This is a genomic window from Phyllobacterium zundukense, assembly GCF_025452195.1.
In the GTDB taxonomy this organism is placed as follows: Bacteria; Pseudomonadota; Alphaproteobacteria; order Rhizobiales; family Rhizobiaceae; genus Phyllobacterium; species Phyllobacterium zundukense_A.
This window is the reverse complement of the sequence record NZ_CP104973.1, coordinates 2,692,013-2,716,899: the sequence shown is the minus strand read 5'-3', so window position 1 is coordinate 2,716,899 and position 24,887 is coordinate 2,692,013. Positions and strand designations below refer to the sequence as shown.

Below are 24,887 nucleotides of genomic sequence, written 5' to 3'. Positions count from 1 at the left end.
CGCAGGATTGGCTATAGGCCGGAAACTATTCGGTTTTTATCATTTGTCTAGTGGCACAACTGCCACAATGGGACTTTATTGCCACAAGTCCATCCCGGGATGTCAGCGGGAGGCCGACAGCATCCAGTTGAGTACCCCGCGCCAGTCGGTCATGCGAATTGGTGTACCATGATTGCCGCTCTCAAATCGATGAAACCGCGCGGGATACCCCGGTGCCGATGTCCTTATCTTCTGGTAAAATGCCTGCTGCTTCTCGACAGCAAAAACCGGATCACGGCTGCCATGGCCGAAGAAGACCGGTACTCGGCGTTTAAACGAAGCTGATCCAATAAAGTGCTCATCCCACAGCGATCCGAGAATGATCAGGCCTGAGATGTGCGTGGACGTTTCGGCATCCTGCGCCAGCTTCCAGCACAACGAGCCACCCATCGACCCACAAGCGACGAAGAGTTTTGCTTGTGGCGATTGCGCCTTGAAATAATCTATCACACCTGCGACTTCGCTTTCGCCCTTGTCACCGAAGTCACTGAATTCCGGTGTGATGTAGAGTCCCTCGTTGCGGTCCATCAGGTTTTTCAGGCGATTGAAGTTACCTCCAAACGTAAAGTCGTTCATGCCTTGCTGGCGGTTGCCGCCCTGGCCGTGCAGATAAATGGTAATGACAGACGCACCTGAAAGTTCCCCCACCGCCATGACCTTTAGCGGACCCTTGTCTGTCGTAACGACAAGGTCCTTTTGCGAACGTTTCGGCTGAAGTGAGATGTAGTTCTGCTTGACACGCCGTTCCGGCACCTGATCGCGACCGTTGATATCCCGCATCTCGTTATAATCGACCACGACATAGTCGCCGCCGTCGCCGGTCTTGAGAATCCCGGGATAGGCAAAGAGATCATCCTTGTAGGGTTCGAGCTGCAATGCCGCAGCGGGGCTCGAAAGGCAAACGAACGCCAATACGCCGAGAATAAAGGACCTGATCAAGCGAAATTTCCTATCGGATGGGCTCGGTAATTGTACCACCCGCGCGATGCAGCATATCCGGCGTATCGACGTCAAGGGCCGCCGCCTCGCCAAGCTCCACATCGATGACAGGAATATCGCCACGCTCGATCAAATGACGTGCACCTACATCACCCGCCAGACTGAACACTTCGTTGAACAAGATGCGTGGCAGGATAACTGGATTGCCGCGCTTGCCCTCAAAAGTCGCCCTCACGACGGATTGACCGCCGGCGCTTTGAAAACGCCTGATCATGGCCTGCAGATCAGTCACGGACAAAGCAGGCATGTCGGCCAGAAGCATCATCACGCCATCGGACGACGATGGTACGTTCCTGATCGCGGTTTGCAGCGATGAGGCTAGCCCGCTGGCGTAGTCCTTGTTGAGGGCGATCACCACATTGAGCCCATCCAGCGCCGCGCTGCATTGCTCTGCCATATGCCCGAGCACGGCGACGACAGGGCGCCCACCCGCCTCGATCGCAGTTTGCGCCGAGCGGCGTATCAGCGGCACATCATCGAAAGTGGCCAGCAATTTGTTTGGACCCATCATACGGGTCGACTGACCGGCAGCGAGCAGAGCGATCGCAACGTCGGGCCGCGCCGTCGGCGGCCGTGGATCGCGCGGCTGCGGTCGCGTCGGAATTTCCATCAACAAGCCCCCTACACCCATTGCGACGATGTCTGACTTGGTCACCGGCACATTCGCCATCAGCCGGTCGAGCACCCAGTCAAAGCCGTTTTCCTTGGGGCTTCTCGCGCAACCGGGAGCGCCGATCAACGGCTTTTCGTCAAGTTCGCCGAGGATCAGCAGATTTCCCGGATCGACCGGCATGCCGATATGATTAACAGCGCCGCCTGCCTCCCTGATTGCCGCGGGAACGATATCATCCTGATCGACCACGGCGGAGGCGCCAAACACGACGACGAAATCATTTGCTTTCTGCAACTTGCGTATCGCTTCCGCCAGCGGTTTGCTCGCATGGGGCGGGCGCAGTTCAGATGTCACAACGCCATGGTTGGCTGCAATCCGTGCTTCGATGACGCGGCGCGTCTTGTCGAGCACTGTCGGCTTGATTGACGCCAGTGTCGTCTGGATCAAACCGATGCGTGAGCCTGCGAAACCGCGCACTCCAAAGGCCGTGTGACCACGTGCCAACTCCGCGATCCTGTCAATTACAGACACAGGGACTGCAAAAGGAATGATCTTGATGGTCGCAACCATCTGCTGCTGCTCAACCCTGTCGAACGCTTTCAACGTCGCGATCGTCACGGAGGGATCGACCGCATTGACGGCATTGATCAAGTCAGCATCTACCGTGAAAAGCCCGGCCGTTTCGGCATAACAATTGACCCGGCCGGTCGATGCTGGCCCCGCCCGTACGCCAGACCATTGCAATGCTTCCGTTATCCGTTTGGCCGCTTCGTTTTCTTCGAGATCAGCGTCTTGCAAGCGCGCCGCAATGACGTGAGTCACGCCTGCTTCGCGCAATTGCCCAAGGTCATGCTCCTTGAGGACATGTCCCTTTTTCAGCTTCACGTTCCGGACATGGGTCGAATGCGCAAGGACGGCGCCAAGCGCATCTTCGATAGGGATTTCACCAAAGATCATGCTGTCTTTTCCAGATGCCGCGCAGTTTGGAGTCCTCTCGCGCGAAATGCCTTGATCACCTCGGCCATAACTGCAACGGCGATCTCAGCGGGGCTGGCGGCACCGATATCAAGGCCGATAGGCGAATGAATCAAAGCGATTTCATCCTCGTTGAATCCCAGCGCCTTGAGCCGCTCAGCACGCTTTGCATGGGTCTTGCGGCTGCCCAGCGCGCCGACGTAAAAGCATCCCGCTTTTAGCGCCCGCTCCAGCGCCTGATCGTCGATTTTCGGGTCATGCGTGACGACAGCAACCGCCGTATAGTGATCAAGCGGTCGCTTCTCGAGTATATCCTGCGGCCATTCTGCAAAGAGTTTGATATCCGGGAAGCGCTCCGGCGTGGCAAACGCGGTACGCGGATCGATAATTTCCATATCGTATCCAGCAATCTTTGCCATCGGCGCCAGGGCCTGGCTGATGTGCACAGCGCCAATCACCACCAGACGTGGCGACGGCACGTGGACGTTTAGGAAGAACGATCGGCCCTCGATCTCGGCGAGGGTCGATTTTCCGGACAGGAACGCTTGGCTGACCGCATCGCCGAGCAGACCGGCAACCGGATCACCCTCCTTGATCACGCGGTCGCGCCCGTCGCCCAGATCAGTCAGCAACAATGCCGCACGGCGGGCTTGCCGTTCTGCATTGAGCTTCTTCAGACAATAGGGATCCATACTCAGCCCAGCCGTTCGACATAGACTTTGATACGTCCGCCGCAGGACAGACCGACCTGCCAGGCGGTTTCGTCGGCGACACCGAATTCAAGCATGCGGGGTGTACCCTGGCTGATCACATCCATGGCTTCGGCAATGACCGAACCTTCAACACACCCGCCAGAAACCGAACCCTCGAAATTGCCTGCTTCATCGATCACAAGATGGCTACCGACCGGGCGCGGTGCCGATCCCCAGGTTTCCACGACGGTGGCAATCGCGACGTCACGGCCTTCGGCCATCCAGCTTTCGGCGATCAGCAACGGATCGCGTATTTGTTCAGTAGGGTTTTGCATTGTATGACAGTACCACAAACTTCAATATTGGTGCAACCAGCGCTTCGGATCGTCATCGTTGTCGCGCGCTCGGCTGAGCGCCCGGCACAAATCCTCCAAAGCATCCATATTGTGCACGGCACGGAACTCGTCAACATACGGTAACATAGCTTTTACACCACGGGCACGGGGCTCAAAACCTTCAAATCGGAGCAAGGGATTGAGCCAGATCAGCCGACGGCAGGATTTCGACAGCCGCTCCATCTCGGCTTCAAGGCCGCTCGTATTCTCGCGCTCCAGTCCGTCGGTAATGAGCAGCACTACTGCACCCTGGCTGAGAACGCGTCTAGACCAATGACGATTGAATTCCCGCAAGGTCTCTCCGATGCGTGTACCCCCCGACCAGTCCTGTACGGCGCCGGTGCAATGGGCAATCGCATCGTCCGGATCACGATAGCGCAGGGATCGCGTGATGTTGCTCAGTCGCGTGCCAAAGACGAAGCAGTGGACCCGGCGACGCTTGGCCATCATCGCATGCATGAAATGCAGGAAAATGCGGGTGTATTGGCTCATAGAACCGGAAATATCGGCAAGCACGACCAGTGGCGGGTGCACTTCGCGACGCGAGCGAAATTTCGGCAATATGAGATCACCACCGGTCCGCAGGCTCGCACGCATCATCGCTCTGGGATCGATACGCGCGCCCTTGGGGTCACTGCGGAAACGACGCGTCTTGACTTCATCGACGGGCAGCGTCAACTCATCCATCGCCCGGCGCGCCTGGCTGAGCTCATCGGCCGACATCTGGGCAAAGTCCTTGCTCCGCAGCACTTCCTTGCCGGAAAATGTCAAACGTGCATCCACATCGATCTCGGGCGGGAGTTCTCCAGGCTGGTTGCGCGCACTTTCCTTGAACAGAGCCTTGGTTACGCGAGCTTCGGCAGCCTTTGGCTTTGATCGTTCGCGCGCCAAGGCTACCGGCGAAAACATGGCCAGCATTTTCTCGATCAGTTCGCGAGAGCGCCAGTAAAGCCGGAACGCCTCATCGAATGTCGCATGATCCTCGCGGCGGTTGACGAGCACACTGTGCAGTGTCCAATAAAAATCATCCCGAGAGCCGATACCACCGGCCAAAACCGCCTCGATCGCATCCCTGACGGAAGCCGGGCCAACCCGCAACCCGGCCTTTCGCAAGGTGCGGGCAAAATAGACGATATTATCCGCAAGGCGGCTTTCGCTCCGTGCTGTCTCGGGTGATGAGGCGAATGTTTCCATGTCACGCCGCGTTCAGTTCCGCCTTGACCTCATCGAGTATCCGCCGCCCCTCGCCGCCGGAAATTCTGGCTATATCATCCTGATACTTGAGCAAAACGCCGATCGTGTCAGATACTGTTTCCGGATCCAAGGCCAACTTGTCCATTTCGGTCAAGGCCCCCGCCCAGTCGATCGTTTCGGCGACACCCGGCAGCTTGAACAGATCCATATCGCGCAATTTCTGCACGTACCGGACGATTTCATCTGACAGGCGCTCATTGGCTGCAGGGACTTTGCGGCGGACGATCTCAAGCTCCCGTTCAGCCGAGGGATAATCCACCCAATGATAGAGACACCGGCGTTTCAGTGCGTCGTGGATCTCGCGAGTCCGATTAGTCGTTATGATGACGATGGGGGGTTCGGCGGCACGGATCGTTCCAAGTTCCGGAATGGTGACCTGATAGTCCGACAGCACTTCGAGCAAGAAGGCTTCGAAAGCTTCATCGGTCCGGTCAAGCTCGTCGATCAGAAAGATCGGCGCCTTGCCCGGCTTACCCGACAGCGCTTGGAGAACTGGGCGCCGGATAAGGAATTTCTCCGAAAAAACATTGCGTTCTATGGCTTTCTTATCAACCTTGCCGCTCGCTTCGTCGAGACGAATCTCGATCATCTGCGCCGCATAGTTCCACTCATAGACAGCAGAAGAAACGTCGAGCCCCTCATAGCATTGCAGGCGGATTAGCGGCCGGTCCAGCGTTGCCGCGAGTACTTTTGCGATCTCGGTCTTGCCGACCCCCGCCTCGCCCTCCAGGAACAACGGCCTCTTCATTCGCAAGCTGAGGAACAACACCGTCGCCAACGCGCGGTCGGCGACATATCCGCCAGCCTCGAGCAGAGCCAGCGTAGCTTCGATCGATTGCGGCAGTTCAGCCATGGCGTCTCCGATACTAGTCTCCTGCACTGTGATAGGAGCGATTGAGATAGATCAATGAACGGCCGGGATCGCCCATATTGAGGGCGGTGACCTTGCCATAGATCACATAATGCGTTGCAACTTCGTGTGTAGCGATGATGCGGCAATCGAAGCTGGCCAAGGCGTTGGTTAGAACAGGGGCACCAGTTTGCAGGGTCTGCCAATGCCCGAGCGCAAACCTGTCCGGCTGGGACAGATCACCCTTGCCCGAAAAGGCTTCGGAAAGCGCTTGCTGTTGGAACGACAGCGTATTCAGTGCAAAAACCTGATTTTCGATGAACAGGTGATTGAAGTCATGATTGCGATTGAGACACACGAGCATGGTGGCCGGATTGTCAGAAACCGAGCATACTGCCGAAATTGTGACGCCGCGGCGGCCTGCCGGACCATCGGTGGTAAGGATATGAACCGCCTCGGCAAAATGACTCATTGCATTGCGAAATGCGAGCGGCTCTATTTTCTGATCTTTGGCAATTAGCACAATTCTATTTCCGTTGTCCGAACATCACTATCGCAACATGTGTCGCAACCATAGGGGCAGGCGAAATTTTCCGATAACTTCCTTTTATATAGCGCGAGATTGCGAAGAATGAAGGAAACGGTTACCGAAAACATGCAACTACTACTCGTCAAAGAGGAAACGGCATTTTCGCGATGAACCTCACAATACGCGCCGCAACATTTGGCCTTTGCATGGCTGTCGCAAGTGTCGCACATGCGGAAGACAAGATTGGCGTTATCGCGCCGCTTTCCGGCCCCTTTGCGCGCCTTGGAACGCAAGTTGTCGATGGCGCCACGATTGCGGTTGCTGCGAACAAGAGCGGCCAGGCGGTGTCAATAACAACGGCTGACGACCAATGCAGCTCGGCAGGCGGCGACGCGGCGGCAAAACAGCTGGTACAAGCAAATGTTGCGATAGTCATTGGCTTTCTTTGCACTGAATCGCTCGAGGCCGCTCTGCCTATCCTTGGCCAGAAGGGCATTCCAGTCATTACCCCGGCAATACGGGCGCAAACACTGACAGAGCTGCGCGCCGACCAGCCCTATCCGGTCTTCAGGACCGCGCCATCCGGTCGCAATGAGGCTAACGAAACCGGTGATATCCTTGCCGGACTGTGGCATTCGGCACCGTTTGCCATCATTGATGACGGTACTATCTTCGGGCGGGAACTTGCGGCAGGTGTGCGGGCCCGTCTGGAGGAAAAAGGTCTGAAACCGGTCTTTGCCGATACGTACCGTCCTGGCCTCGATAATCAGAATGCACTGGTCAGCCGGCTGAAACGCGCAGGCGCCACACAAGTTTTCGTTGGCGGTGAACGCGACGATGTTGCGGCCATAGGGCGAAGCGCCTCGGCGCTGAACTATTCGCTTGTCATCGCCAGTGGCGAGGCTCTTGAGGCGGCAGGTGATGGCAGTGAGCTCGCCGTCGGCACTTTGATGATCGCACCACGCGAACCACAAACGTTGGAAAGTGCCCGAAACGCCAAGAATACGATCGAGTTGGCGGGAAAAGTGCCCGAAGGCTATACAATACCGGCTTATGCTGCGACCGAAGTGGCAATGCAGGCGCTGACCACCGCGCAATCACAGGCAGGATCCCTGCGGGAAATTCTGCACACCAATGTCTTTGAAACTGCGCTTGGCACGATGCAATTCGATGCCAAAGGCGAGCGTATCGCCGACACCTACCGCCTGCAGAGATTTGATGGCAACCAGTTCGTACTGGAGACCAACTGATGTTGAAGGCCGGTCCATGCAATCTCATCACCGATGTAGACGGTCTGAAAGTCGGCAATGCTTCGGACAGCAAGCTCAAATCCGGCTGTACTGTCTTGTTATGCGAGAAGCCGGCAACCGCCGCAGTCAAGGTGCTCGGCGGCGCACCGGGCACGCGCGAAACCGATCTCCTCGAGCCGCACAACACGGTTGAGCAGGTCAACGCGCTGGTTTTGTCGGGCGGATCCGCATTCGGTTTGGATGCCGGGTCGGGCGTTCAGGCCGCCCTCCGGGAAAAAGGCATCGGTTTTGAGGTTGGCACGCAGCGTGTTCCAATCGTTCCGGGCGCCGTTCTCTTCGATTTGCTGAACGGCGGCGACAAGGATTGGGGCCGTTATCCGCCCTATCGTGAGCTTGGCCATGACGCAACCCAATCGGCATCGAACGATTTCATGCTTGGAACCGTGGGCGCCGGGGCAGGAGCAACTGTCAAAGGGCTCAAGGGCGGGCTGGGCTCGGCCTCGTCGATCCTCGAAAGTGGCGTGACCATCGGCGCCCTCGTCGCGGTTAACGCGCTGGGTATGGTAACCATCGGAAAAAGCAGGCATTTCTGGGCTGCGCCTTTCGAAATCGGTAACGAGTTCGGCGGACTTGGCCTGCCGCATCCCTTTCCTGCCGACGCCGCCGAAATCGGGACCAAGTTCAGCGATGCGACGCGGGATGCCAACACGACAATAGGAGTTATCGCTACCGATCTGGTCCTCACCACGGCTCAAGCCAAGCGTTTGGCCATCGCCGCCCATGATGGTTACGCCCGCGCAGTCTGGCCGGCACACACGCCTTTCGACGGCGATCTGGTGTTCGCACTCGCCACTGGAACCAGTGGCCGAACGCCAGAAGTGGCTGAATTCATTGATCTTTGTGCCGCGGCGGCCTCGACGATGGCGCGCGCCATAGCACGAGGCGTTCATGCCGCTACGCCTGCGGATAACGACCCCTTTCCGGTCTGGCGATCACTTCGCTGAACAGTTTCGATTGTGCGATACAGCCGCGCGTGATAACCGGCGCCCACAGAATTTCTACCGGAGACAGATCATGAGCCGTCCGCTCGTCATATCACCTTCCATTTTGGCCTCGGATTTTTCGAAACTTGGCGCGGAAGTAAACTCGGTCTTGCAGGCGGGCGCCGACTGGATCCATATCGATGTGATGGACGGGCATTTCGTCCCCAACATCACCTTTGGCCCGGAAGTGGTAAAGGCCATCCGGCCGCTGACGGACGCGGTTTTCGACACGCACTTGATGATTTCGCCCTGCGACCCCTATCTCGAGGCCTTCGCCAAGGCGGGTTCGGACATCATCACGGTTCACGCGGAAGCCGGACCGCACCTGCACCGCTCGCTCCAGGCCATTCGGACGCTCGGCAAGAAGGCGGGCGTTGCCATCAATCCCGCGACGCCAGAATCCGCCATCGAATATGTGCTGAACGACGTCGACCTCATCCTCGTCATGACTGTCAATCCTGGTTTTGGCGGGCAGAAATTCATTGCGGAAACACTGGAAAAGATAAAGAAAATCAAGGCGATGATTGGCGACCGTCCCATCGATCTCGAGGTCGATGGCGGAATCATCCCTGAAACGGCAGCGTTGGCAGTGCAAGCTGGCGCCAATGCGCTGGTCGCCGGCTCGGCTATTTACAAGGGTGGAAGCGAAGCCGCCTATAGGTCAAACATTGACCTCATCCGCAGTTCAATCCAAAAAGGATCACAATGATATTCCGCCGCGTTTTTCTTAGCCTTGTCGTTGCGTCTTCGCCAGTCGCAGCTTGGGCCGGGGACGCCGCAAAGCTTGATATCATTGGGTTCTCCAAGGATGGCGGCACATTTGCCTTCGAGGAATATGGCGTCCAGGACGGCTCTGGGTTCCCCTACGCCAACCGGTACTATATCGACACGGCAACCGACAAGTTTTTGGCCAAGACGCCGGTTCGGGTAAGGCTCGACGATGAAAATTCGTCAATCGAAAACGCTCGCGACAAGGTCGGCCGCGATGCACAAGGCGTCACATCCCTCAGCGATGAAGAACTGCGCGCCAACGCCGGCAATGCGGTAGCGTCGAACCCCGTCACGGAGCTTTCGGCTGACCCGTTCAAGGTGAAAATCAACCCGCGATCTCGTGTTTCCCGCGATTGACGCAGCGGTGACGATACAGCTTGAAGAGATCACCGTCCCGCCGAGCGAAACCTGTCAAAACATGAGTGAAATCAAAGGCTTCCGCCTGACGCTTCGTGAAGAAAAACCTGACGCCAAGCCCGAAATGCTCCACGAAGAAGCCTCCGTTCCTGCCAGTCGCGGCTGCCCGCTCGGTTATAGTATTGGCGCGGTTCAGACCCTATATCCGGACGGCGGAAAACCTGTGATCGCGGTGATGATTGCGGTGCGCGGAACGGGATTTGAAGGCCCGGACTATCGCTGGCTGGCAGTTACGAAGCAAAGATAGCTCTACCCGCAGAGAAAGAGAGCCAAAAGGTGCGTTGAGTGAATGGCTTTGCTCTGATAGACCGCCACTGAAGCCTAAAAGGACAGGAAAACATATGATCCCGCGCTATTCGCGTCCCGAAATGGTCGCCATCTGGTCCCCGGAAACGAAATTCCGCATCTGGTTCGAAATCGAGGCGCATGCCTGCGACGCGCTGGCGGAGCTTGGCGTTATCCCGAAGGAAGCGGCGAAAACCATCTGGGAAAAGGGCGGCGCGGCTACTTTCGACATCGATCGCATCGACGAGATCGAGCGCGAGACCAAGCACGATGTCATTGCTTTCCTTACACATTTGGCCGAGATCGTCGGCCCGGACGCGCGTTTCGTCCATCAGGGCATGACCTCGTCGGACGTGCTCGACACCTGTTTCAATGTGCAGTTGATGCGTGCCAGCGACATCCTTTTGGGCGATCTGGACAGACTTTTGGCGGCCCTGAAAAAGCGGGCTTTCGAGCACAAGGACACGGTCACCATTGGCCGCAGCCATGGTATCCACGCCGAACCGACTACCTTCGGCGTCAAGCTGGCGCAGGCCTATGCCGAGTTCGAACGTTGCCGTAGTCGTCTCGTCGCGGCACGCGCGGAGATTGCAACCTGTGCTATCTCGGGCGCTGTCGGCACCTTCGCCAATATCGACCCGCGCGTGGAAGAACATGTCGCCAAGGCATTGGGAATGCAGGCAGAACCGGTTTCGACGCAAGTGATCCCGCGTGATCGTCATGCCATGTACTTTGCAACCCTTGGTGTCATCGCTTCGTCGGTCGAACGTCTCTCAGTCGAGATCCGCCACCTGCAGCGGACCGAGGTTCTGGAGGCGGAAGAGTACTTTTCGCCCGGCCAGAAGGGCTCGTCGGCCATGCCGCACAAGCGCAATCCCGTGCTGACCGAGAACATGACCGGGCTCGCCCGCATGGTCCGCGCTTTTGCGCTGCCAGCGATGGAAAATGTTGCCCTGTGGCATGAACGCGATATCTCGCACTCGTCGGTCGAGCGCATGATCGGCCCTGACGCGACGATTACCCTGGATTTTGCTTTGGCACGCATGGTCGGCGTCATCGAAAAGCTGTTGGTCTATCCAGATAACATGTTGAAAAACATGAACAAGTTCCGCGGATTGATCCACTCGCAGCGGGTCCTTCTGGCACTGACCCAAGCTGGCGTTTCCCGCGAGGATTCCTACCGTCTGGTGCAGCGCAACGCCATGAAAGTATGGGAGCACGGGGCCGATTTCCTCGAAGAACTGCTCGCCGACGCCGATGTTCGAGCTGCCCTGCCCGAAGCGACGATCCGCGAGAAGTTCGACCTTGGCTATCACACAAAACACGTCGATACGATCTTCAAACGCGTGTTTGGCTCAACCGGCAGCAACTAAATTAAAGCCTCAGGTTGATAAACGCATTCCGGATTCGAGGATTCGTGCATCGGAATTGACGGGTCTTGAGTGTGAATCGGAAAAATTTGCACAATTCATAGACCGAAATAGCGGTTACATCGGATGAAACGGCTAAAAACCACCAGTAAAAACGGGCTGGTTCGGGAAATTAATTGAACGAGCGTTCAATTAATTTTTCCGGGAGTTTGCGTGCTGACGTTATGATGAGTTGAAACGCCGTAACGGCGGGTACGGAAGGGTTTTGCTGCGTGGTTCGACAAGCTCACCATGAGGGAGGTGAGTTGATTGCAGGGGCCGACTTATGCAACGTTGGCGATTATCATTACAGCCACCAACCTCCCTCATGGTGAGCTTGTCGAACCACGCACAGTGGCACACCAACCCAGAGTGCGTAAGCCGCAACTAACCCTTTGCCGGCACAATTCTGATGACATTGCCCCACGGGTCAACGATCTCGCGTTCGTCCTTGGCATCGGCGGAGCTGAACTCAGCCCAGGCCAAGCCGGAGCGATCATTGTCGCGGCGCCCTGCCCCGCGGCTTTGCCAGGAGTTGGCGGCGACGTGGTGATGATAACCGCCGGTCGACATAAACACGGCACTGCCGCCAAACCCGGCAACCGTCTGCAACCCGAGCTCATTCTGCCACCAGTTTTCGGCCTCTTTGGCATTGCCGACGCGCAGGTGCAGATGGCCGACCATTGTACCGTCCGGTGCCATGTCGAAAGGCACCTCGTTACCGGGTTCGCCGAGCAGATTGCCGACATCCAGCACCTCGGTGCCCATCTGCACAGACGAGCCGTTCCACTTCCAGCTTTCATGCGGACGGTCGGCATAAATTTCGACACCGTTGCCTTCCGGATCGGTCAAATAGATCGCCTCGCTGACCAGATGGTCGGAAGCGCCGACAATCGGTGTACGCTTGTCGATTGCCCGCCGCGCCCAGCGGGCGAGATCGGCACGCGCCGGGAGCAGGAAAGCGGTGTGGTAGAGACCGGCGCTGTGCGGATCATCCGCGCGAACGGCAGAAGCCTGCTCGATCTCGAGCAGCGGCGTTTCACCAGCACCTAGAATGATTGACTGGCCCTTGCGCGAAATCTCGCGCAGACCAACTACGTCCTCATAATATTTCGCCAGCGCATCGGCATCCTTGGCCTTGATGCCAACCTTCGACACGTGGGTCGGCGCTGTCGCTGCAAAGGAAATCTTGTCCATTTTTGTCTCCGCACGGGTACTTCCCGTCGATACAGCGAGGGCGGCAGCGCCAACAACTACATTCCGGCGCGTGAGCTTCATAACCCATCCCCTCGCAACATATCAGTTTCGTTGTTGCTAAGGTCGGCTTTGTCGACGCCAGAAACAAGCCCGGCGCGCGCGAACAGCTTGTTCACAAATAGTGAACCGATTGATGGGGATTGTTTACTCACCTCCCTCATGGTGAGCTTGTCGGACCACGCACCACTGTTTTGCGTGGTTCGACAAGCTCACCATGAGGGAGGTAGGGGCGGTAGGAAGTATGCCGTCCGGAGCGGCGATAATCACGCTGCCTCAATTTTTTCCCGCGCTGCGCTCGCGACAAAGGCGGAACGAGTCACACCGCGAAGCGTCGCCGCCTCATCAATAGCATCCAGCAATCCCGCATCCATCGTGAGATTGGCACGTACTGTTCGCCCGGAATCAAGGACCAGTGGAATCATAACGATCGTTTCGCCGGCTTGAATTTCACCTGACGCAAGAATGGCTGAGACCGAGGATGGGGCCGGTATCTCGAAGCCGCCTCCACGCCTATGGGCCATCACGTCGCGAAGAGCGATTGTCACGTCAGCAATTGCCTGTTCGGGGCTCGCCCCTGCCCCAACACAGCCAGAAACATCTGGAATGCGTACACCCCAGACAGCACCGGTTCCATCCAGTATTCCAACATAATAGGTCATTTTGCCATGTTCCTTTCGGTCGTGACCCTGAGGCCAACAGCGGGTCGCTTACATCCAACCCGCTGCCTTCGCGATGGATCTCGCCGTTCCAGGAGACAATTCGCGGTGACGGGGTACTGGAATCATGAGCTCCGGTCTATCCTTATGGATAAAACGGTCGTGATTGCCACCACCGACATTGATCCATCCCTCGGCTTCTAGCCGCGCAACGATCTCTGGCTTAGGCATTTTGATCCATCTTTGGTGCATTATAGTGCACCAAATTTTCTGCAAGAGTCAATCCTTGCGTGCATATAAATGCACCAATTCACTCTACCGGATATGGCCCCTCACCGAACCTCTCCGCATGGTAGCCTTTTGCGCCAATCAGCCTAGCCAACGGACTGCGTGTATCCTCACCTGCTCTCAGCCGTTCAATGAGAGACCGGAAATCATATTTCGGCTGCCAGCCGAGTTCTGTCCGCGCGCGCTCATTGACATACACACGGTCGATGCTCGGCACCATTTTCCAACCGCGTTGCGCAAACTCCGCCGCGTATTCTGGGACGCGGCGCTGCACGGCACGCGGGGCATCGGTGCGCAAATCGGCCAGATCGTCTGGCTCAAACGGTGTCGTCGCGCTGATGATATAGCGGCGAAAACCCCGTGCAGGCGCCTTTTCCGCCGCCAGAAGATGCGCGCTGACGATGTCTTCGATATCTACCCGACGGTAGAGAAACTCATTCAGCTTGATGTTTTCATCGGCAAAGCTGTTTCGCACGTCCTTGTCGTCATCTTCTTCCGGGAAAAACCGCGAGGTGCGCAACACCATAGTCGCCAATCGCTGGTTGCGATGAAACAGCTGGCAAAGGTCTTCGGCTGCTGCCTTGGTCACCCCATAGATGTTCTTGGGGACAGGCCGCACATCCTCGGTAATCCAGGCGGCCGGCGCAGCTACGGGTGGCACCAGCGCGTCGCCAAAGACACTCGTTGTACTGGTATAGATGAAGGATTTGACGCCCGCCGCCACGGCTTCTTCCAGCAGGTTCAAGGTGCCGGTGATATTGGTATCGACGAAATCCTGCCGCATGTGCGTGCCGACATGCGGCTTGTGCAGCGTGGCCGCATGGAAGACGGCCTCGATACCCGCCATGCAGCGTTTGACGAAAGGGCGGTCTGCTACCGAACCAAGATGGCTGGTGAACGGACCCGCCGCGATATCGAGCCCGGCGACCTCGCGACCTCTGCCCTGCAATGTGCGCACAAGCGCCTCGCCCAGATGACCTGAGCTTCCTGTCACCAATATCGTCATGCGCGTCTCCATAAGATAGAATCGAAGGGTTGGCAGCATCGATGATTTAAACGGATGAAGGTATTTGTCACCACCAGGCCCAAACCTCATTCCAAAGTTCAATAGAAGTTCTCAATATTTTCTACTACAGATTAAGCGTCTTAGAAGTATTTATAAGAAAATTTTGTAGTGGAGGAATTATAATTAAATCAAATTGCTGCACTGCAATATTCAAAACGTCAGTGATATTGACTATTCTCGGTGCCACGATCATCTCCGGCTGCAACGAAGATAGGCCACAAGCCAACACCAGGGGCACATTCACCAACAACTCCGGAACGGCCATCACCGATACTGCGGAAGCAAAAAACAATTCCGAGGGGACAAGCACCAATACTGAGCAAACGAGCGTCGATGCTGGCGGAAGCGACGGGAAAACGACTGGCGACCCGGCAGTTCAAATCCTGCCGGCCATAGTTAGTTGCAAAATCGACTCGAATGGATTGAAAGAATACGTCGAGGCTGGCCCGACTCCAAAATTGTCGTTTAGCAAAAAGGATCGTCAGGAACTTTTTGCTGGCCCATATGACATGGCCCTCAAGAATCTTCTCGAAATCAATCAGATCAATGCCGATGCTGATCACCGTGAATCGAAACTGCTGACAGGCAACCCAGCAAAAATGTTGCGCGCTGGTGGCGGATATCCGACGGCCTGGTCGCGCGACTCGGCGGTGAACACCTGGAATGCCGCCAGCCTCATTGCACCCGATCTAGCCCGCAACACGCTTTGGGCAGTGGTGAACCCGACCAATGACGGCAGCCTTATCGTTCAACAGGACAATCAGTGGTGGGACCATGTCATATGGATCGTGTCCGCCTGGAATCATTACCTGCTGACCGGCGACAAGGAGTTCCTGTACCAAGCCTACAAAACCTCGGTGAACACGCTGAAAGTGAGAAAAACCGAGAGCTTCGATGAGAATGCAGGACTTTATACGGGTCCCTCCTTCTTCAATGATGGAATTGCTGGATATCCCGACTCTCTTGCCGACAACGAGCAAGGGGACAGCTTCGTTTTGGGCTCTTCTGGAACCGACAAAATAATGACCCTAAGCACGAATGCCGTACATTACGAAGCCTATCGCAGTGCCGCCAAAATGGCTGGTACGTTGAACAACACAGAAGCGGCCAAAGGATTCGATGCCGAAGCCGATGCCCTGAAGATCACAATAAATAAAAAATTCTGGCGGCCGGACGCCAATATCTATGGATATTTGCTGCTCGACGCAACCAAAGACGCGCCGGAGACCTATCACGAAGGCACGGGCTTGTCTTTCGCCATCCTTTTCGGCATCGCGGACAAGGACAGGACCGGCTCAATCGTGGCCAATACGCATGTCGAGCCATGGGGAATAACAGACGTCTATCCTCCCTTTGAGCGTTATTCCGATCAGGAGCCGGGCCGCCATAACAACATCGTGTGGCCGATAGTCCAAGGATTTTGGGCCAACGCAATGGCGAAGGCTGGTGCGACCGCGCCCTTCGCCACTGAAATGACGAATCTGGCCAAAATGGCGACCGCGAGCAAGCAATTCTACGAGATTTACAATGCGCAAACCGGAGAACCTGACGGCGGATGGCAATCGGGAAGACATTGGGGGAAATCGGAACCGCATCAGACCTGGTCGGCAACGGCATATCTCAGGATGGTCTATAGCGGCCTTTTCGGGTTGCAACCGGAAACAAGCGGTTTGGCGTTCCAACCCGTCCTGCCAAAAGGTTGGGAAGGTGCGACCCTTGAGGGGGTGAAGTATCGTGGTTCCGTTTTGACGATCAATCTTAAGGGTGAGGGCAGCAGGATTGAATCCATGAAGGTCGACGGCTGCAAGACAGCCAACGACTACGTCATCGGCCCGGAACTGAAGGGTTACCATCAAGTTGAGATCATATTGAAGAATCCCTAACCCTCGACCTTAGACTAACTGGTGAGGGTATTCGAGCGGCCCTGCCTCCCTCTTGTCAAAGCGGAGACAGGGCCGCCGCGTGGCGTCTCTATTGGTTCTGACACCATTGCTGCGTGTCAATACCCATATCGCGGGCGTGAATGTAGACGTCGAGGCTCTTGTGGGGGGCGCGCAGAGTGGCATCGGCAACTGTTTTGGTTGACTCTATCGCGGCAGCACGCTCATTTGAGCCTGCTTTGGTTAGGCGAGGGTAATATCATGAACGACTTTTATGTCGGACAGAAAGTCGTTTGTATCGCCGACAAGTTCAAGAATGTCAGCATCGATCAAATCATCCGAAAAGGCCAGATCTACACCATCCGCTGGATTGGCATGTATCAGCACTACGTCGATGGCGAATTCGTCGGCATCAAGGTCGAGGAAATCCACCGCGGCAATGATGACGGCCCCGAAGGTTACGGCGCCGCCGACATGCCTTACCGTGCGTCCCGCTTTCGCCCATTGGTGAAAGACAAGATTGGCCAACTGCGCAAGCTGTTGACCCCCGCGCCGGACGAGACGGATGAACCGGCGAAGAAAACTCCGGCGAAAAAGAAGGAGAAGGTCTGAATTCCCGGATAGTCAGGTGCGACCCTCACCGTTGATCGGTTCACGTCAGGTTTCTACGCCGTGCCAACTCTGCGTCGGTCGGCTGTTCGAATTCGAACGAGCCGGTCACGATGTCCCCCGCGCGAACGTATTTGTTGACCGTGACGCCGGTGTCCGAGACCTTTGAGGAAACGAGTTTCAACGCGGCGGGAGAGGCATCGTCGCTGAACAGCTTCTTGCCCTTCCCTAATATGAGCGGAAAGATAAAGACGTTCATCTCGTCGATCAGGTCATTTTCGAACAGGGTTTTCAAGAAATCGGTCGAGCCTTGGGTGAGCAGATCCGGCCCGTCCTCGTTTTTCAGCTTGGTGACGGTCGCCACCACGTCCGGGCCCAGGGTTTGGCTGTTCTGCCAATCGAGCTTCAGGTTCGGGTTGCGGGTCGCGACATATTTGGTGATGCGGTCGAACAACGGACCGATCGGATCGTCAGCGCCGGCATAAGGCCAATGTGCAGCGAAAATATCATAGGTTTTCCTGCCGAGCAGAAGGTCGAAAGGCTTGGCAAACATCTCGCCCACCGCCTCTTCCCCTGTCTTGTCAAAGTAGGGTGCAACCCAGCCGCCATACTTGAAGCCGCCAATCGGGTCTTCGTCGGGGCCGCCCGGTGCCTGCATGACACCGTCGAGGCTCACAAAAGCACCAGTAACGATCTTTCTCATTTTAGTCTCCTTCAGTGCTGCCGTTATGCGTTAAAGACGAACGGCAGTGGCATTTGCCGACAGCGCCGAGAAGAAATTGTGCATTTATTCATTTACCCAACAAGCCTCGAACAGTACGCAGGATGGATGCATGCTCCCCTCGGGAAGAGCCCGCCGCCGATCCATTCCCGGTAATACCGGACAGGTGCCGGGTAAGGTTGTCTTGCATTTCGGGGTGATCTTTGAACAGCGTCGCCAAGGTCAGTCCGTCAATTTCATAGGTTTCGACCACGGTCAAAGCTTCGTATTTGGTGGTCCGGGGCACACCATCGATCTGGCCAAATATGGCACCCGGTGCAAGTCGCAGGACTTCTGCGCCATCATAAAGGGCCGATGCAGCTCCGGAGCGGACAATCATCAGGTTCGATGCACTATCCGCCGCTTCGAAAATGATAGCTCCGGGCCGGTACTGCCGCAGTTTCGCCGACGCTGCCAGTTTATGCAGCTCGGCCTGTTCGATATCCGCAAAGATCGGATTGCTCTGCAACAATTCCTGCAACGTGGCCTGTGAGGCATGATTGGTGTGAATATTTTCAACAAGGACGGAAGACGACGCCGGCAGGGCAAGAGAAATGCCCGTCTCGATACATTGGCGGTAGACCAGATCGATAAGCTCGTTTCTGGCAGGAATTCTATCTGAGGGATGCCTGACGCGGAATTGCAGTTCGATGTCCATGGCAAAGGCGTCGATACCCTTCAGCGCGACAACGGGAGCAGGATCGTGAATGATGTTGTTTGCACCAATCATCGCTTGCCGCATCTTCTCGACGACAAAAGATGGCGGGTGCACCGGCTTCACACGCAGCGGCAGAACCAGCAGATGCGTCTCGTCAGGACGATTGACGTTCGTCGTCCGATCTTGGCCAGAAAGCTGTTCGGCAAAACGACGATGTTGTTTGCCGGCGTCAGGATATGGGTTGAACGCCAGGTGCTCTCAGCCACCCGTCCTTCGGTGCCGTCGGTCAGGATGATCCAGTCACCGATTCCATACGGGCGTCCCAATGTGAGTGCCAATCCGGAAAAGAGATCGTTCAGGGTGCTCTGCAAGGCAAGGCCGAGTATGATCGCGATGACGCCGGAGGTCGCGAGGAGTGTTCCGATTGCAAAGTCAAACACGAAGGCGAGGACCGAGAGCGCAACCGCAAGATAGACCATGGCGATGATCAGGTCCTGCAACACCCGGGCTTCGCGCGGCCTGCCGTCGAGGACAATATAGATGCGGACAAAACCGATCGAGGCCCAGGCCAGATGTACCCACCACAGCGTCTTGGCTGCGATGAGCATAGCGCCGCCTTCTCTCATTGGCTCGAACTTGAGAGGCGAGATACCGTTTGCGAACAATATTGCCGTCATGGCGGCAAAGAAAGCGATCTGGACCAGAAGGCGGGCTGTCGGACGACCGCGCCCTTGCAAATGCCAGACGACGATGCCTGCAACACCCAGCACGACGATTTGGAAAAGTGGCGAGACAAGCAGATCGAGCATGGTAGGTGGCTCCTGAAAGCAAGCTAACGAGGCCGGGTTTCGATTTTTGGCCCGGCCAACGCTCCTTACCTTACTTCATTGGAAGGACAAGCGCCTTTTCGTCGGTATCGATAACGAAGACTGCCGAGACCTGGTATATCCCTGCTCGCAGCGTTCGCCAGGCATGCCCATATTGCACACCACCGCCATTTTTCCTAAATACGGCGCATGAAAGTCAAAGACACCGATATTCTCATCGTCCCCGGCTATACCAATTCCGGCCCCGATCACTGGCAGACGCGCTGGGAGACAAAGCTTTCCACCGCGCGCCGCGTGAGCCAAGCGGAGTGGACGAAACCCGTGCGCGAGGACTGGGTGGCCGAGGTGATAAAATCCGTCAATGCGGCGACGCGCCCGGTGGTCGTAGTCGCGCATTCGCTTGGCGTGCCGACCTTCATCCATGCCATTCCCGAGATCGGCGACAAGGTCAAAGGCGCGTTTCTGGTAACGCCGCCGGATGTTTCCAACCCGAAGATCCGGCCGAAACATCTGATGACCTTCGGTCCCTACCCACTGGAACCATTCACATTTCCGTCCATCGTCGTCGCCAGCCGCAACGATCATTATTGCTCCTACGAGGTGGCCGATGAACTCGCCGCATCATGGGGTTCGATGATCATCGATGCCGGCGACAGCGGCCATCTCAATTCGGAATCCGGCCACGGCCCCTGGCCGGAAGGCTCGATGGTATTCGCCCAGTTCCTGTCAAGACTCTGAGATTCATGCTCTGACGGCCTGCAATGGCGCTTTTCTGTGCTCCGGTGCTCGAAAACCACCATTTTCGTCGCGTCATAGCGTGAATATCAACTGTTCATCAGAGTCACGCGCGCGGTCGTATATTGACAAAGTTGTCATTGGATATACATTAGATTTGTATATCCAATGGAGCTGATGATGCGTGTAGCAAAATGGGGCAATAGCCTGGCCATCCGATTGCCCGCAACGGTTGTAGACGCACTCGATCTCGAGGAGGGCACCGAGATCGAAATCCGCGTGGCGGACGAGCGTACCTTCGAAATCGCGCACGATCGCAGTCGTGAGCGCGCGCTGGAACGTATCCGCGCTTTTGGGAAGAAACTTCCGCCGGATTGGAAATTCGACCGCGACGAATCCAATGCCCGCTGAGTTTCTTGATACCAACGTTCTGATTTATGCCTTTACCGATGATCCACGTCGCATAAGATCCCAAGAACTTCTCGCTGAGGGTTGCACAATTGGCGTGCAGGTTTTGAACGAGTTCACCAATGTCGCTCGACGAAAACTTGGCATGGATTGGGAGGAAATTCGCGAAGCGCTTGCGTCGATCTGCACACTCTGTCCAAAGATTGTTTCTATGGACGTCAATGTTCACGAAGAGGCAATCGCCATTGCGGAACGGCACGGCTTTCAAATCTTCGATGCGCTGATGATTGCTTCGGCCATACTCAGCGGTTGCGATGTTCTGTGGTCGGAGGACATGCGCGATGGCCTCGTAATCGAGAACCGATTGCGCATCGTCAATCCCTTCCGGCTCGCTTGATCTCGCCTGTCATTCGTATACGGTTGGCAACGCAGCCATACGCCATACAAAAAACTGCGCTTAAATGGAGGAACACACATGAAACTCTACTCGCGGCCGCTATCCCCCTATTCCTCCATCATTCGCTGCATTGCCTATTACAAACAAGCTCCCATCAAGATCGTTGCGCCGCCCGCGGGATTTCCTATCCCGGAAGAATTCCGCGCAATTTCGCCGTTTAACCGCATACCTGTGCTGATCACCGGCTCCGGCCTCACCATCGTCGAAGCCTCGGTGATCGCCGAATATCTGGAAGAGCATTTCCCTGAACCATCGCTCCTCCCGGCCGATTCCCGCGACCGCGCCATCGTGCGCATGACAGCGCGCACGGCCGAACTCGAGGTGCTGGCGCCGGTGATGGAACTTTTCGAGCTGTTTTATCTGAAGTCGAAGGATGATGCGCGCATCAGCAAGCTGTTCAGGCAGATGGAGATCGGCCTGACGGAGATTGAAACGCGCATTGGCAACGGCCCTTACGCACTGGGCGATCAGATGACGCTGGCCGACGCCTGGCTGACGCCGACGCGTTTCGTCTTCAACAATTTCCGTGTCATCTCCGGCCGCGAGGATCTGCTCGATCCCTACCCGAAATTCGATGCGCTTCAGCAACTGATTATTCAGGATCCGGTGCTATCGCTGGTCTGGTACGAAATGACCGACGGGCTCAAAGTGTTCCAGGGTGAACTCGAGTCCGCCTAGATTCCAGACTGGAGAAAATACGCATGAAGACGCCGACGATCGCAATCGCCGTAATAATTTCGCTCGGCGTCCTTGCCGGTTGTCAATCGAAAGGCAAACCCGGGCCTGGCTCTCTGGCCTTCGCATCGGAAAAAGCCGCGCTGCCAACAATGGAGCGCGTGGCGATCGCCGCCAATAATTGCTGGTTCAAATCGGGCGATTCAAGCTTCAAGCCGTACCGTCTGGCGCCGGAACTGAATTCCTTTTCGGGACGCCCGCGCATCCTGGTCGTCCCAGCGAGCAATCCGGGCGGACGCCCGCTTCTCGTCGTGCATGCGGAAGGCAACCCGGCGAAGGTCGAAGCCTTCGGTCCCCTCATGAGCAATTCCGCAGGAAATCGTATCGCCGGAGACGTGCGCCGGTGGGCAGGCGGGCAGACATCGTGCTCCGCCAGCGGATGAAAATGGTGCGAGGCCGTGCACAGTGCGCCGGCCTCGTCACCTCAGGAATAATACTTTTCGAGATCCGCTTCGACGTGATCGCGTGTCAAGCCGAGGTCTTTCAACCCGTCATCGCCAAGCGATCCAAGCTCCAGTCTCGTTCGGCGCTTCACGGCCGCATTTTCCAGCCAACGCATGACGCGGGTAAATAAGTCGTTTTGAAATGCTGGTACCAGGCCGAACCGGCCAGGATCTATGTAGATAGGACCCATATTCGCCTCCATGTGACGAGCGATCGCCTTTCATATCGGTATTGGCAACGCCCATCGCAAGAGCGCCTCAATCCCAGAAGAACCGCCTCGTTTCGCGACGCGCTTGCGCCGGTTCAATACCGACATCGTTCAACAGATCATTGCCGAGCTCGCTGAGATGCATGCGCGTCCGGCGCTTCATCATGGCGTTGCCAAACCAGCCAACCAGTCCGGAAACCGTCGGTAGCCATCCGCGCTTTTCAGTCGCTGCCGCGTGACTTGCAACGCCATCAGAAGGTCTAATTGTATCTATTGTATCCATTGTCATTGTCCTTGGGAGGTCAAATTGACTCTTTTTCTGCGATTGTTATATGAATTGACTCAATTGGAAGTGCAATATATTAATTGTTACCATGACAAATTGGCTCCCTGAACTCGAACCCGGCAAAGGCCCGCTGTACCTGCAGCTGGCCGACCGAATCGAAACCGACATTGCCGGGGGCATTCTCGCGCCCGGTACCAAACTACCGCCGCAGCGCAATCTCGCCTTCGATATCGGCGTGACGATAGGCACGGTCGGCCGGGCCTATAATCTCATCCGCGAGCGTGGGCTTGTCAGCGGAGAAGTGGGGCGTGGCACCTATGTGACAGATCACAAGGACGCCGCGCTGGTTCAGGCGCCGCCGCACACTGAACCGTTTGGCGGCACGCGCGGTCCGGTGGCGACGCCCGGCAAGATTCGCATGGACTCGACGGCTGCGATCGAGGTCGGCCAGTCCGACGCGATGGAACAGCTGCTGGCGGAGATCACCAGGCAATTTCCGCGCGAGATGTCGAGCTATTCCCGCACCCTTCCCGGATCGTGGCAGGAGGCGGGAAGCAAATGGCTGTCCGGCGCTGGCTGGGCGCCGGAGCCTGCGTCGATCGTACCGACACTCGGCGCGCATTCGGCAATTCTCGCGGTCATTGCAGCGATAACCGTTCCCGGCGACAGGGTCGCTTTCGAAGATCTGACCTATTGCTCGGCAGCACGCAGCGTCAATCTCATGGGGCGGCGCAGCATCATCCTCCACACGGAAAATGGCAGCGCGACGCCCGACGATTTCGAGCGGCTCTGTGCGCAGCAGCATCCCAAGCTGGTTTTTCTCATGCCATCGCTGCACAACCCGACCGCAACCACCATGCCGGAGGAGCATCGGCGGGCGATTGTCGAGATTGCGCGGCGGCACAATGTCTGGATCATCGAGGACGAGATTTACGGCTCGGTGATGGGGCTGGATCACATCAAGATCGCCGATCTCGCGCCGGAGCGGACATTTCATATTGGCGGCCTGTCGAAATCCGTGGCTGCGGGGGTGCGCGGCGGCTGGGTCGCCTGCCCTCCGCATCTCGCGGCGCGTGTCCACACGGCGCACAAGATGGTCACGGGCGGCATGCCATTCATCATGGCGGAACTCGGCGCCCAACTGGTCAATTCAGGCGAAGCCGACGCGATCCGCGGCAAGGTCCAGACCGAGATCGCCGCGCGCGAAGCGATTGCACGCTCGGTCTTTGCAGGAATGGAGTTCTCCTCGCAGCCGCTTTCGCCATTTCTGTGGGTGAAATTGCCTGACCCATGGCTTTCTGGCACGTTTAAAAGCGCCGCGCTGAATGAAGGCGTGCTTGTCGACGACGAGGACGAATTCAAACCGGGTCGCACGGAGAAAGTGTTCCATCGTGTCCGGCTCGGACTGACAGTGCCGGAAACGCGCGATGAGGTGGTTCAGGGCTTCAGCATTCTACGCCGGCTAATGGAAACGGATAATGCGAGTTATGACAGTTATTCTTGAGGTATGATTCCTGGAGAGTCCGAGCAAATAATCAGACCAATTCCATGTGCGTGGTTCGACAAGCTCACCATGAGGGAGGCTGGTGATTGCAGGGAGCTACGAAATGGAAACGTTGACGATTGGCATTGAAACATACCAACCTCCCTCATGGTGAGCTTGTCGAACCACGCACATGGTGATGGTCACATTGCTTGCGCTGACGGCTCGAACTACGCCGGCGCTCTATCCTTCACCCCTTGCCCAAATACGGGATAGTGCCGGCGATATCCGTATCGTCGATGAGCTGGAAGCGGCTTTCGCTGCCTTCCTGGCGCGCCTTGCCGTAAGGGGCGTATTCCGGATCATTGGCAAAGGCCATGGCGGCATCCGCATCCGGAAACTGGATAAGTGCGATGAGCGTCGTCTCAAGCGGCTTGCCCTCAAGTACTTTGATATTGCCGCTGCGTGAAAGATATTTGCCGCCATGTTTCGCCGCGATATCGTGCACGACAGCTGCATATTCCGGCACCCATTTGTCATCAGTGATTTTAACGTCGGCGATCAGGAAAACCGTCATTGCATTCCTCCTATGCCGGGCTTTCAAAGCCC

At 56.7% G+C, this 24,887-nt stretch carries 32 protein-coding genes; 14 read left to right on the top strand and 18 right to left on the bottom strand.

From position 1 onward, the window contains the following. Positions 1-102: 102 nt before the first annotated feature. The 7 genes from N8E88_RS25715 to N8E88_RS25685 are packed head-to-tail and all read right to left on the bottom strand — an operon-like array spanning position 103 to position 6,289. Positions 103-978, bottom strand: coding sequence for an alpha/beta hydrolase family protein (locus N8E88_RS25715; protein WP_410010617.1), 876 nt, complete (start codon positions 976-978; stop codon positions 103-105). 10 nt (positions 979-988) lie between these two features. Continuing rightward, positions 989-2,608 carry an NTP transferase domain-containing protein gene (locus tag N8E88_RS25710; protein WP_262293060.1) on the bottom strand — a complete coding sequence of 540 codons (1,620 nt, stop codon included), beginning with the start codon at positions 2,606-2,608 and terminating at the stop codon, positions 989-991. Further along, entirely contained in the window at positions 2,605-3,318 is a 714-nt protein-coding gene (locus N8E88_RS25705) for an XdhC family protein (RefSeq protein WP_262293059.1), read from the bottom strand. The genes N8E88_RS25710 and N8E88_RS25705 overlap by 4 nt, the downstream gene beginning before the upstream one ends. 2 nt (positions 3,319-3,320) lie before the next feature. Beyond that, positions 3,321-3,653, bottom strand: coding sequence for an XdhC family protein (locus tag N8E88_RS25700; protein ID WP_114428892.1), 333 nt, complete (start codon positions 3,651-3,653; stop codon positions 3,321-3,323). A 21-nt stretch (positions 3,654-3,674) separates the two neighbouring features. Then, a complete protein-coding gene (locus tag N8E88_RS25695; RefSeq protein ID WP_262293058.1) occupies positions 3,675-4,907 on the bottom strand; it encodes a vWA domain-containing protein in 1,233 nt (410 codons plus the stop codon). Between the two features lies 1 nt (position 4,908). Beyond that, positions 4,909-5,820 carry an AAA family ATPase gene (locus N8E88_RS25690; RefSeq protein ID WP_262293057.1) on the bottom strand — a complete coding sequence of 304 codons (912 nt, stop codon included), beginning with the start codon at positions 5,818-5,820 and terminating at the stop codon, positions 4,909-4,911. Between the two features lie 13 nt (positions 5,821-5,833). Then, entirely contained in the window at positions 5,834-6,289 is a 456-nt protein-coding gene (locus tag N8E88_RS25685; RefSeq protein ID WP_262295626.1) for a flavin reductase, read from the bottom strand. 224 nt (positions 6,290-6,513) lie between these two features. Between N8E88_RS25685 and N8E88_RS25680 the strand changes: the two genes are divergently transcribed. The 6 genes from N8E88_RS25680 to purB all read left to right on the top strand — a co-directional run bounded on the left by N8E88_RS25680 (position 6,514) and on the right by purB (position 11,485). Further along, the gene (locus N8E88_RS25680) at positions 6,514-7,596 is read left to right on the top strand and encodes a branched-chain amino acid ABC transporter substrate-binding protein (RefSeq protein WP_262293056.1); all 1,083 of its coding nucleotides are present in this window, start codon (positions 6,514-6,516) and stop codon (positions 7,594-7,596) included. Beyond that, entirely contained in the window at positions 7,596-8,600 is a 1,005-nt protein-coding gene (locus N8E88_RS25675; protein ID WP_262293055.1) for a P1 family peptidase, read from the top strand. Before N8E88_RS25680 ends, N8E88_RS25675 begins: the two co-directional genes overlap by 1 nt. Before the next feature lie 70 nt (positions 8,601-8,670). Continuing rightward, entirely contained in the window at positions 8,671-9,348 is a 678-nt protein-coding gene (rpe, locus tag N8E88_RS25670; protein WP_262293054.1) for a ribulose-phosphate 3-epimerase, read from the top strand. Further along, the gene (locus N8E88_RS31595) at positions 9,345-9,767 is read left to right on the top strand and encodes a DUF2259 domain-containing protein (protein WP_315975260.1); all 423 of its coding nucleotides are present in this window, start codon (positions 9,345-9,347) and stop codon (positions 9,765-9,767) included. Before rpe ends, N8E88_RS31595 begins: the two co-directional genes overlap by 4 nt. After that, positions 9,751-10,074, top strand: coding sequence for a DUF2259 domain-containing protein (locus N8E88_RS31590; RefSeq protein WP_315975259.1), 324 nt, complete (start codon positions 9,751-9,753; stop codon positions 10,072-10,074). The genes N8E88_RS31595 and N8E88_RS31590 overlap by 17 nt, the downstream gene beginning before the upstream one ends. A 94-nt stretch (positions 10,075-10,168) precedes the next feature. Next, on the top strand, positions 10,169-11,485 hold the full coding sequence (purB, locus tag N8E88_RS25660) for an adenylosuccinate lyase (RefSeq protein WP_262293053.1): 1,317 nt from the start codon (positions 10,169-10,171) through the stop codon (positions 11,483-11,485). 423 nt (positions 11,486-11,908) lie between these two features. Here the strand turns inward: purB and N8E88_RS25655 are convergent, their stop codons facing one another. From N8E88_RS25655 to N8E88_RS25635, 5 genes are all read right to left on the bottom strand, one after another. Beyond that, positions 11,909-12,718 carry a VOC family protein gene (locus N8E88_RS25655; protein ID WP_262293052.1) on the bottom strand — a complete coding sequence of 270 codons (810 nt, stop codon included), beginning with the start codon at positions 12,716-12,718 and terminating at the stop codon, positions 11,909-11,911. A 323-nt stretch (positions 12,719-13,041) separates the two neighbouring features. Next, positions 13,042-13,437, bottom strand: coding sequence for a type II toxin-antitoxin system HicB family antitoxin (locus N8E88_RS25650; RefSeq protein WP_262293051.1), 396 nt, complete (start codon positions 13,435-13,437; stop codon positions 13,042-13,044). A gap of 48 nt (positions 13,438-13,485) precedes the next feature. Then, positions 13,486-13,665, bottom strand: coding sequence for a type II toxin-antitoxin system HicA family toxin (locus N8E88_RS25645; protein WP_262293050.1), 180 nt, complete (start codon positions 13,663-13,665; stop codon positions 13,486-13,488). Between the two features lie 79 nt (positions 13,666-13,744). Beyond that, positions 13,745-14,728, bottom strand: coding sequence for an NAD-dependent epimerase/dehydratase family protein (locus N8E88_RS25640; protein ID WP_262293049.1), 984 nt, complete (start codon positions 14,726-14,728; stop codon positions 13,745-13,747). A 218-nt stretch (positions 14,729-14,946) separates the two neighbouring features. After that, positions 14,947-15,351 carry a hypothetical protein gene (locus N8E88_RS25635; RefSeq protein WP_262293048.1) on the bottom strand — a complete coding sequence of 135 codons (405 nt, stop codon included), beginning with the start codon at positions 15,349-15,351 and terminating at the stop codon, positions 14,947-14,949. A gap of 36 nt (positions 15,352-15,387) precedes the next feature. On the opposite strand from N8E88_RS25635, the gene N8E88_RS25630 reads away from it, so the two are divergent. Beyond that, on the top strand, positions 15,388-16,671 hold the full coding sequence (locus N8E88_RS25630; protein WP_262293047.1) for an MGH1-like glycoside hydrolase domain-containing protein: 1,284 nt from the start codon (positions 15,388-15,390) through the stop codon (positions 16,669-16,671). A gap of 255 nt (positions 16,672-16,926) precedes the next feature. Further along, entirely contained in the window at positions 16,927-17,280 is a 354-nt protein-coding gene (locus N8E88_RS25625) for a CAP-Gly domain protein (RefSeq protein ID WP_262295625.1), read from the top strand. A gap of 40 nt (positions 17,281-17,320) precedes the next feature. On the opposite strand, the gene N8E88_RS25620 is transcribed toward N8E88_RS25625, so the two are convergent. The 3 genes from N8E88_RS25620 to N8E88_RS25610 form a co-directional block, all read right to left on the bottom strand. Continuing rightward, positions 17,321-17,980, bottom strand: a complete 660-nt coding sequence (locus N8E88_RS25620) for a dihydrofolate reductase family protein (protein WP_262293046.1) — start codon at positions 17,978-17,980, stop codon at positions 17,321-17,323. An 88-nt stretch (positions 17,981-18,068) separates the two neighbouring features. Then, the gene (locus tag N8E88_RS25615; protein WP_262293045.1) at positions 18,069-18,767 is read right to left on the bottom strand and encodes a cyclic nucleotide-binding domain-containing protein; all 699 of its coding nucleotides are present in this window, start codon (positions 18,765-18,767) and stop codon (positions 18,069-18,071) included. Between the two features lie 47 nt (positions 18,768-18,814). Next, a complete protein-coding gene (locus tag N8E88_RS25610) occupies positions 18,815-19,504 on the bottom strand; it encodes a mechanosensitive ion channel family protein (protein ID WP_262293044.1) in 690 nt (229 codons plus the stop codon). 207 nt (positions 19,505-19,711) lie between these two features. Here N8E88_RS25610 and N8E88_RS25605 point away from each other — a divergent pair, with 207 nt between their 5' ends. The 5 genes from N8E88_RS25605 to N8E88_RS25585 all read left to right on the top strand — a co-directional run bounded on the left by N8E88_RS25605 (position 19,712) and on the right by N8E88_RS25585 (position 22,240). After that, positions 19,712-20,260, top strand: coding sequence for an RBBP9/YdeN family alpha/beta hydrolase (locus N8E88_RS25605; protein ID WP_262293043.1), 549 nt, complete (start codon positions 19,712-19,714; stop codon positions 20,258-20,260). A gap of 174 nt (positions 20,261-20,434) precedes the next feature. After that, entirely contained in the window at positions 20,435-20,668 is a 234-nt protein-coding gene (locus N8E88_RS25600) for an AbrB/MazE/SpoVT family DNA-binding domain-containing protein (protein ID WP_410010616.1), read from the top strand. Continuing rightward, the gene (locus tag N8E88_RS25595) at positions 20,658-21,062 is read left to right on the top strand and encodes a PIN domain-containing protein (protein WP_262293042.1); all 405 of its coding nucleotides are present in this window, start codon (positions 20,658-20,660) and stop codon (positions 21,060-21,062) included. The genes N8E88_RS25600 and N8E88_RS25595 overlap by 11 nt, the downstream gene beginning before the upstream one ends. A gap of 78 nt (positions 21,063-21,140) precedes the next feature. Continuing rightward, positions 21,141-21,800: a glutathione S-transferase family protein gene (locus tag N8E88_RS25590; RefSeq protein WP_262293041.1), complete on the top strand. Its 660-nt coding sequence runs from the start codon at positions 21,141-21,143 to the stop codon at positions 21,798-21,800. 23 nt (positions 21,801-21,823) lie between these two features. Further along, on the top strand, positions 21,824-22,240 hold the full coding sequence (locus N8E88_RS25585; RefSeq protein ID WP_262293040.1) for a hypothetical protein: 417 nt from the start codon (positions 21,824-21,826) through the stop codon (positions 22,238-22,240). A 41-nt stretch (positions 22,241-22,281) separates the two neighbouring features. Here N8E88_RS25585 and N8E88_RS25580 read toward each other — a convergent pair whose 3' ends face one another. Both N8E88_RS25580 and N8E88_RS25575 read right to left on the bottom strand, forming a co-directional pair. After that, positions 22,282-22,491: a DUF1127 domain-containing protein gene (locus N8E88_RS25580; RefSeq protein ID WP_262293039.1), complete on the bottom strand. Its 210-nt coding sequence runs from the start codon at positions 22,489-22,491 to the stop codon at positions 22,282-22,284. A gap of 67 nt (positions 22,492-22,558) precedes the next feature. Continuing rightward, positions 22,559-22,792 carry a DUF1127 domain-containing protein gene (locus tag N8E88_RS25575; RefSeq protein WP_262293038.1) on the bottom strand — a complete coding sequence of 78 codons (234 nt, stop codon included), beginning with the start codon at positions 22,790-22,792 and terminating at the stop codon, positions 22,559-22,561. Positions 22,793-22,883: 91 nt separating this feature from the next. Between N8E88_RS25575 and N8E88_RS25570 the strand changes: the two genes are divergently transcribed. Then, positions 22,884-24,299, top strand: a complete 1,416-nt coding sequence (locus tag N8E88_RS25570) for an aminotransferase-like domain-containing protein (RefSeq protein WP_262293037.1) — start codon at positions 22,884-22,886, stop codon at positions 24,297-24,299. Between the two features lie 229 nt (positions 24,300-24,528). Here N8E88_RS25570 and N8E88_RS25565 read toward each other — a convergent pair whose 3' ends face one another. After that, positions 24,529-24,855 carry a DUF1330 domain-containing protein gene (locus N8E88_RS25565; RefSeq protein ID WP_114428873.1) on the bottom strand — a complete coding sequence of 109 codons (327 nt, stop codon included), beginning with the start codon at positions 24,853-24,855 and terminating at the stop codon, positions 24,529-24,531. Positions 24,856-24,887 lie beyond the last annotated feature (32 nt).

Bases quoted from the DNA above. Each gene is read 5' to 3' on its own strand.
- N8E88_RS25685 (WP_262295626.1), bottom strand. From the start codon at position 6,289: ATGAGTCATTTTGCCGAGGCGGTTCATATCCTTACCACCGATGGTCCG.
- N8E88_RS25705 (WP_262293059.1), bottom strand. From the start codon at position 3,318: ATGGATCCCTATTGTCTGAAGAAGCTCAATGCAGAACGGCAAGCCCGC.
- N8E88_RS31595 (WP_315975260.1), top strand. From the start codon at position 9,345: ATGATATTCCGCCGCGTTTTTCTTAGCCTTGTCGTTGCGTCTTCGCCA.
- N8E88_RS25655 (WP_262293052.1), bottom strand. From the start codon at position 12,718: ATGGACAAGATTTCCTTTGCAGCGACAGCGCCGACCCACGTGTCGAAG.
- N8E88_RS25615 (WP_262293045.1), bottom strand. From the start codon at position 18,767: ATGATTGGTGCAAACAACATCATTCACGATCCTGCTCCCGTTGTCGCG.
- N8E88_RS25605 (WP_262293043.1), top strand. From the start codon at position 19,712: ATGAAAGTCAAAGACACCGATATTCTCATCGTCCCCGGCTATACCAAT.
- N8E88_RS25620 (WP_262293046.1), bottom strand. From the start codon at position 17,980: ATGAGAAAGATCGTTACTGGTGCTTTTGTGAGCCTCGACGGTGTCATG.
- N8E88_RS25645 (WP_262293050.1), bottom strand. From the start codon at position 13,665: ATGCCTAAGCCAGAGATCGTTGCGCGGCTAGAAGCCGAGGGATGGATC.
- N8E88_RS25585 (WP_262293040.1), top strand. From the start codon at position 21,824: ATGAAGACGCCGACGATCGCAATCGCCGTAATAATTTCGCTCGGCGTC.
- N8E88_RS25590 (WP_262293041.1), top strand. From the start codon at position 21,141: ATGAAACTCTACTCGCGGCCGCTATCCCCCTATTCCTCCATCATTCGC.
- N8E88_RS25565 (WP_114428873.1), bottom strand. From the start codon at position 24,855: ATGACGGTTTTCCTGATCGCCGACGTTAAAATCACTGATGACAAATGG.
- N8E88_RS25680 (WP_262293056.1), top strand. From the start codon at position 6,514: ATGAACCTCACAATACGCGCCGCAACATTTGGCCTTTGCATGGCTGTC.
- N8E88_RS25690 (WP_262293057.1), bottom strand. From the start codon at position 5,820: ATGGCTGAACTGCCGCAATCGATCGAAGCTACGCTGGCTCTGCTCGAG.
- N8E88_RS25675 (WP_262293055.1), top strand. From the start codon at position 7,596: ATGTTGAAGGCCGGTCCATGCAATCTCATCACCGATGTAGACGGTCTG.
- N8E88_RS25575 (WP_262293038.1), bottom strand. From the start codon at position 22,792: ATGGATACAATAGATACAATTAGACCTTCTGATGGCGTTGCAAGTCAC.
- N8E88_RS25630 (WP_262293047.1), top strand. From the start codon at position 15,388: ATGTTGCGCGCTGGTGGCGGATATCCGACGGCCTGGTCGCGCGACTCG.
- N8E88_RS25610 (WP_262293044.1), bottom strand. From the start codon at position 19,504: ATGCTCGATCTGCTTGTCTCGCCACTTTTCCAAATCGTCGTGCTGGGT.
- N8E88_RS25695 (WP_262293058.1), bottom strand. From the start codon at position 4,907: ATGGAAACATTCGCCTCATCACCCGAGACAGCACGGAGCGAAAGCCGC.
- N8E88_RS25640 (WP_262293049.1), bottom strand. From the start codon at position 14,728: ATGACGATATTGGTGACAGGAAGCTCAGGTCATCTGGGCGAGGCGCTT.
- purB (WP_262293053.1), top strand. From the start codon at position 10,169: ATGATCCCGCGCTATTCGCGTCCCGAAATGGTCGCCATCTGGTCCCCG.
- N8E88_RS25600 (WP_410010616.1), top strand. From the start codon at position 20,435: ATGATGCGTGTAGCAAAATGGGGCAATAGCCTGGCCATCCGATTGCCC.
- N8E88_RS25570 (WP_262293037.1), top strand. From the start codon at position 22,884: ATGACAAATTGGCTCCCTGAACTCGAACCCGGCAAAGGCCCGCTGTAC.
- N8E88_RS25650 (WP_262293051.1), bottom strand. From the start codon at position 13,437: ATGACCTATTATGTTGGAATACTGGATGGAACCGGTGCTGTCTGGGGT.
- N8E88_RS25595 (WP_262293042.1), top strand. From the start codon at position 20,658: ATGCCCGCTGAGTTTCTTGATACCAACGTTCTGATTTATGCCTTTACC.
- N8E88_RS25700 (WP_114428892.1), bottom strand. From the start codon at position 3,653: ATGCAAAACCCTACTGAACAAATACGCGATCCGTTGCTGATCGCCGAA.
- rpe (WP_262293054.1), top strand. From the start codon at position 8,671: ATGAGCCGTCCGCTCGTCATATCACCTTCCATTTTGGCCTCGGATTTT.
- N8E88_RS25580 (WP_262293039.1), bottom strand. From the start codon at position 22,491: ATGGGTCCTATCTACATAGATCCTGGCCGGTTCGGCCTGGTACCAGCA.
- N8E88_RS25710 (WP_262293060.1), bottom strand. From the start codon at position 2,608: ATGATCTTTGGTGAAATCCCTATCGAAGATGCGCTTGGCGCCGTCCTT.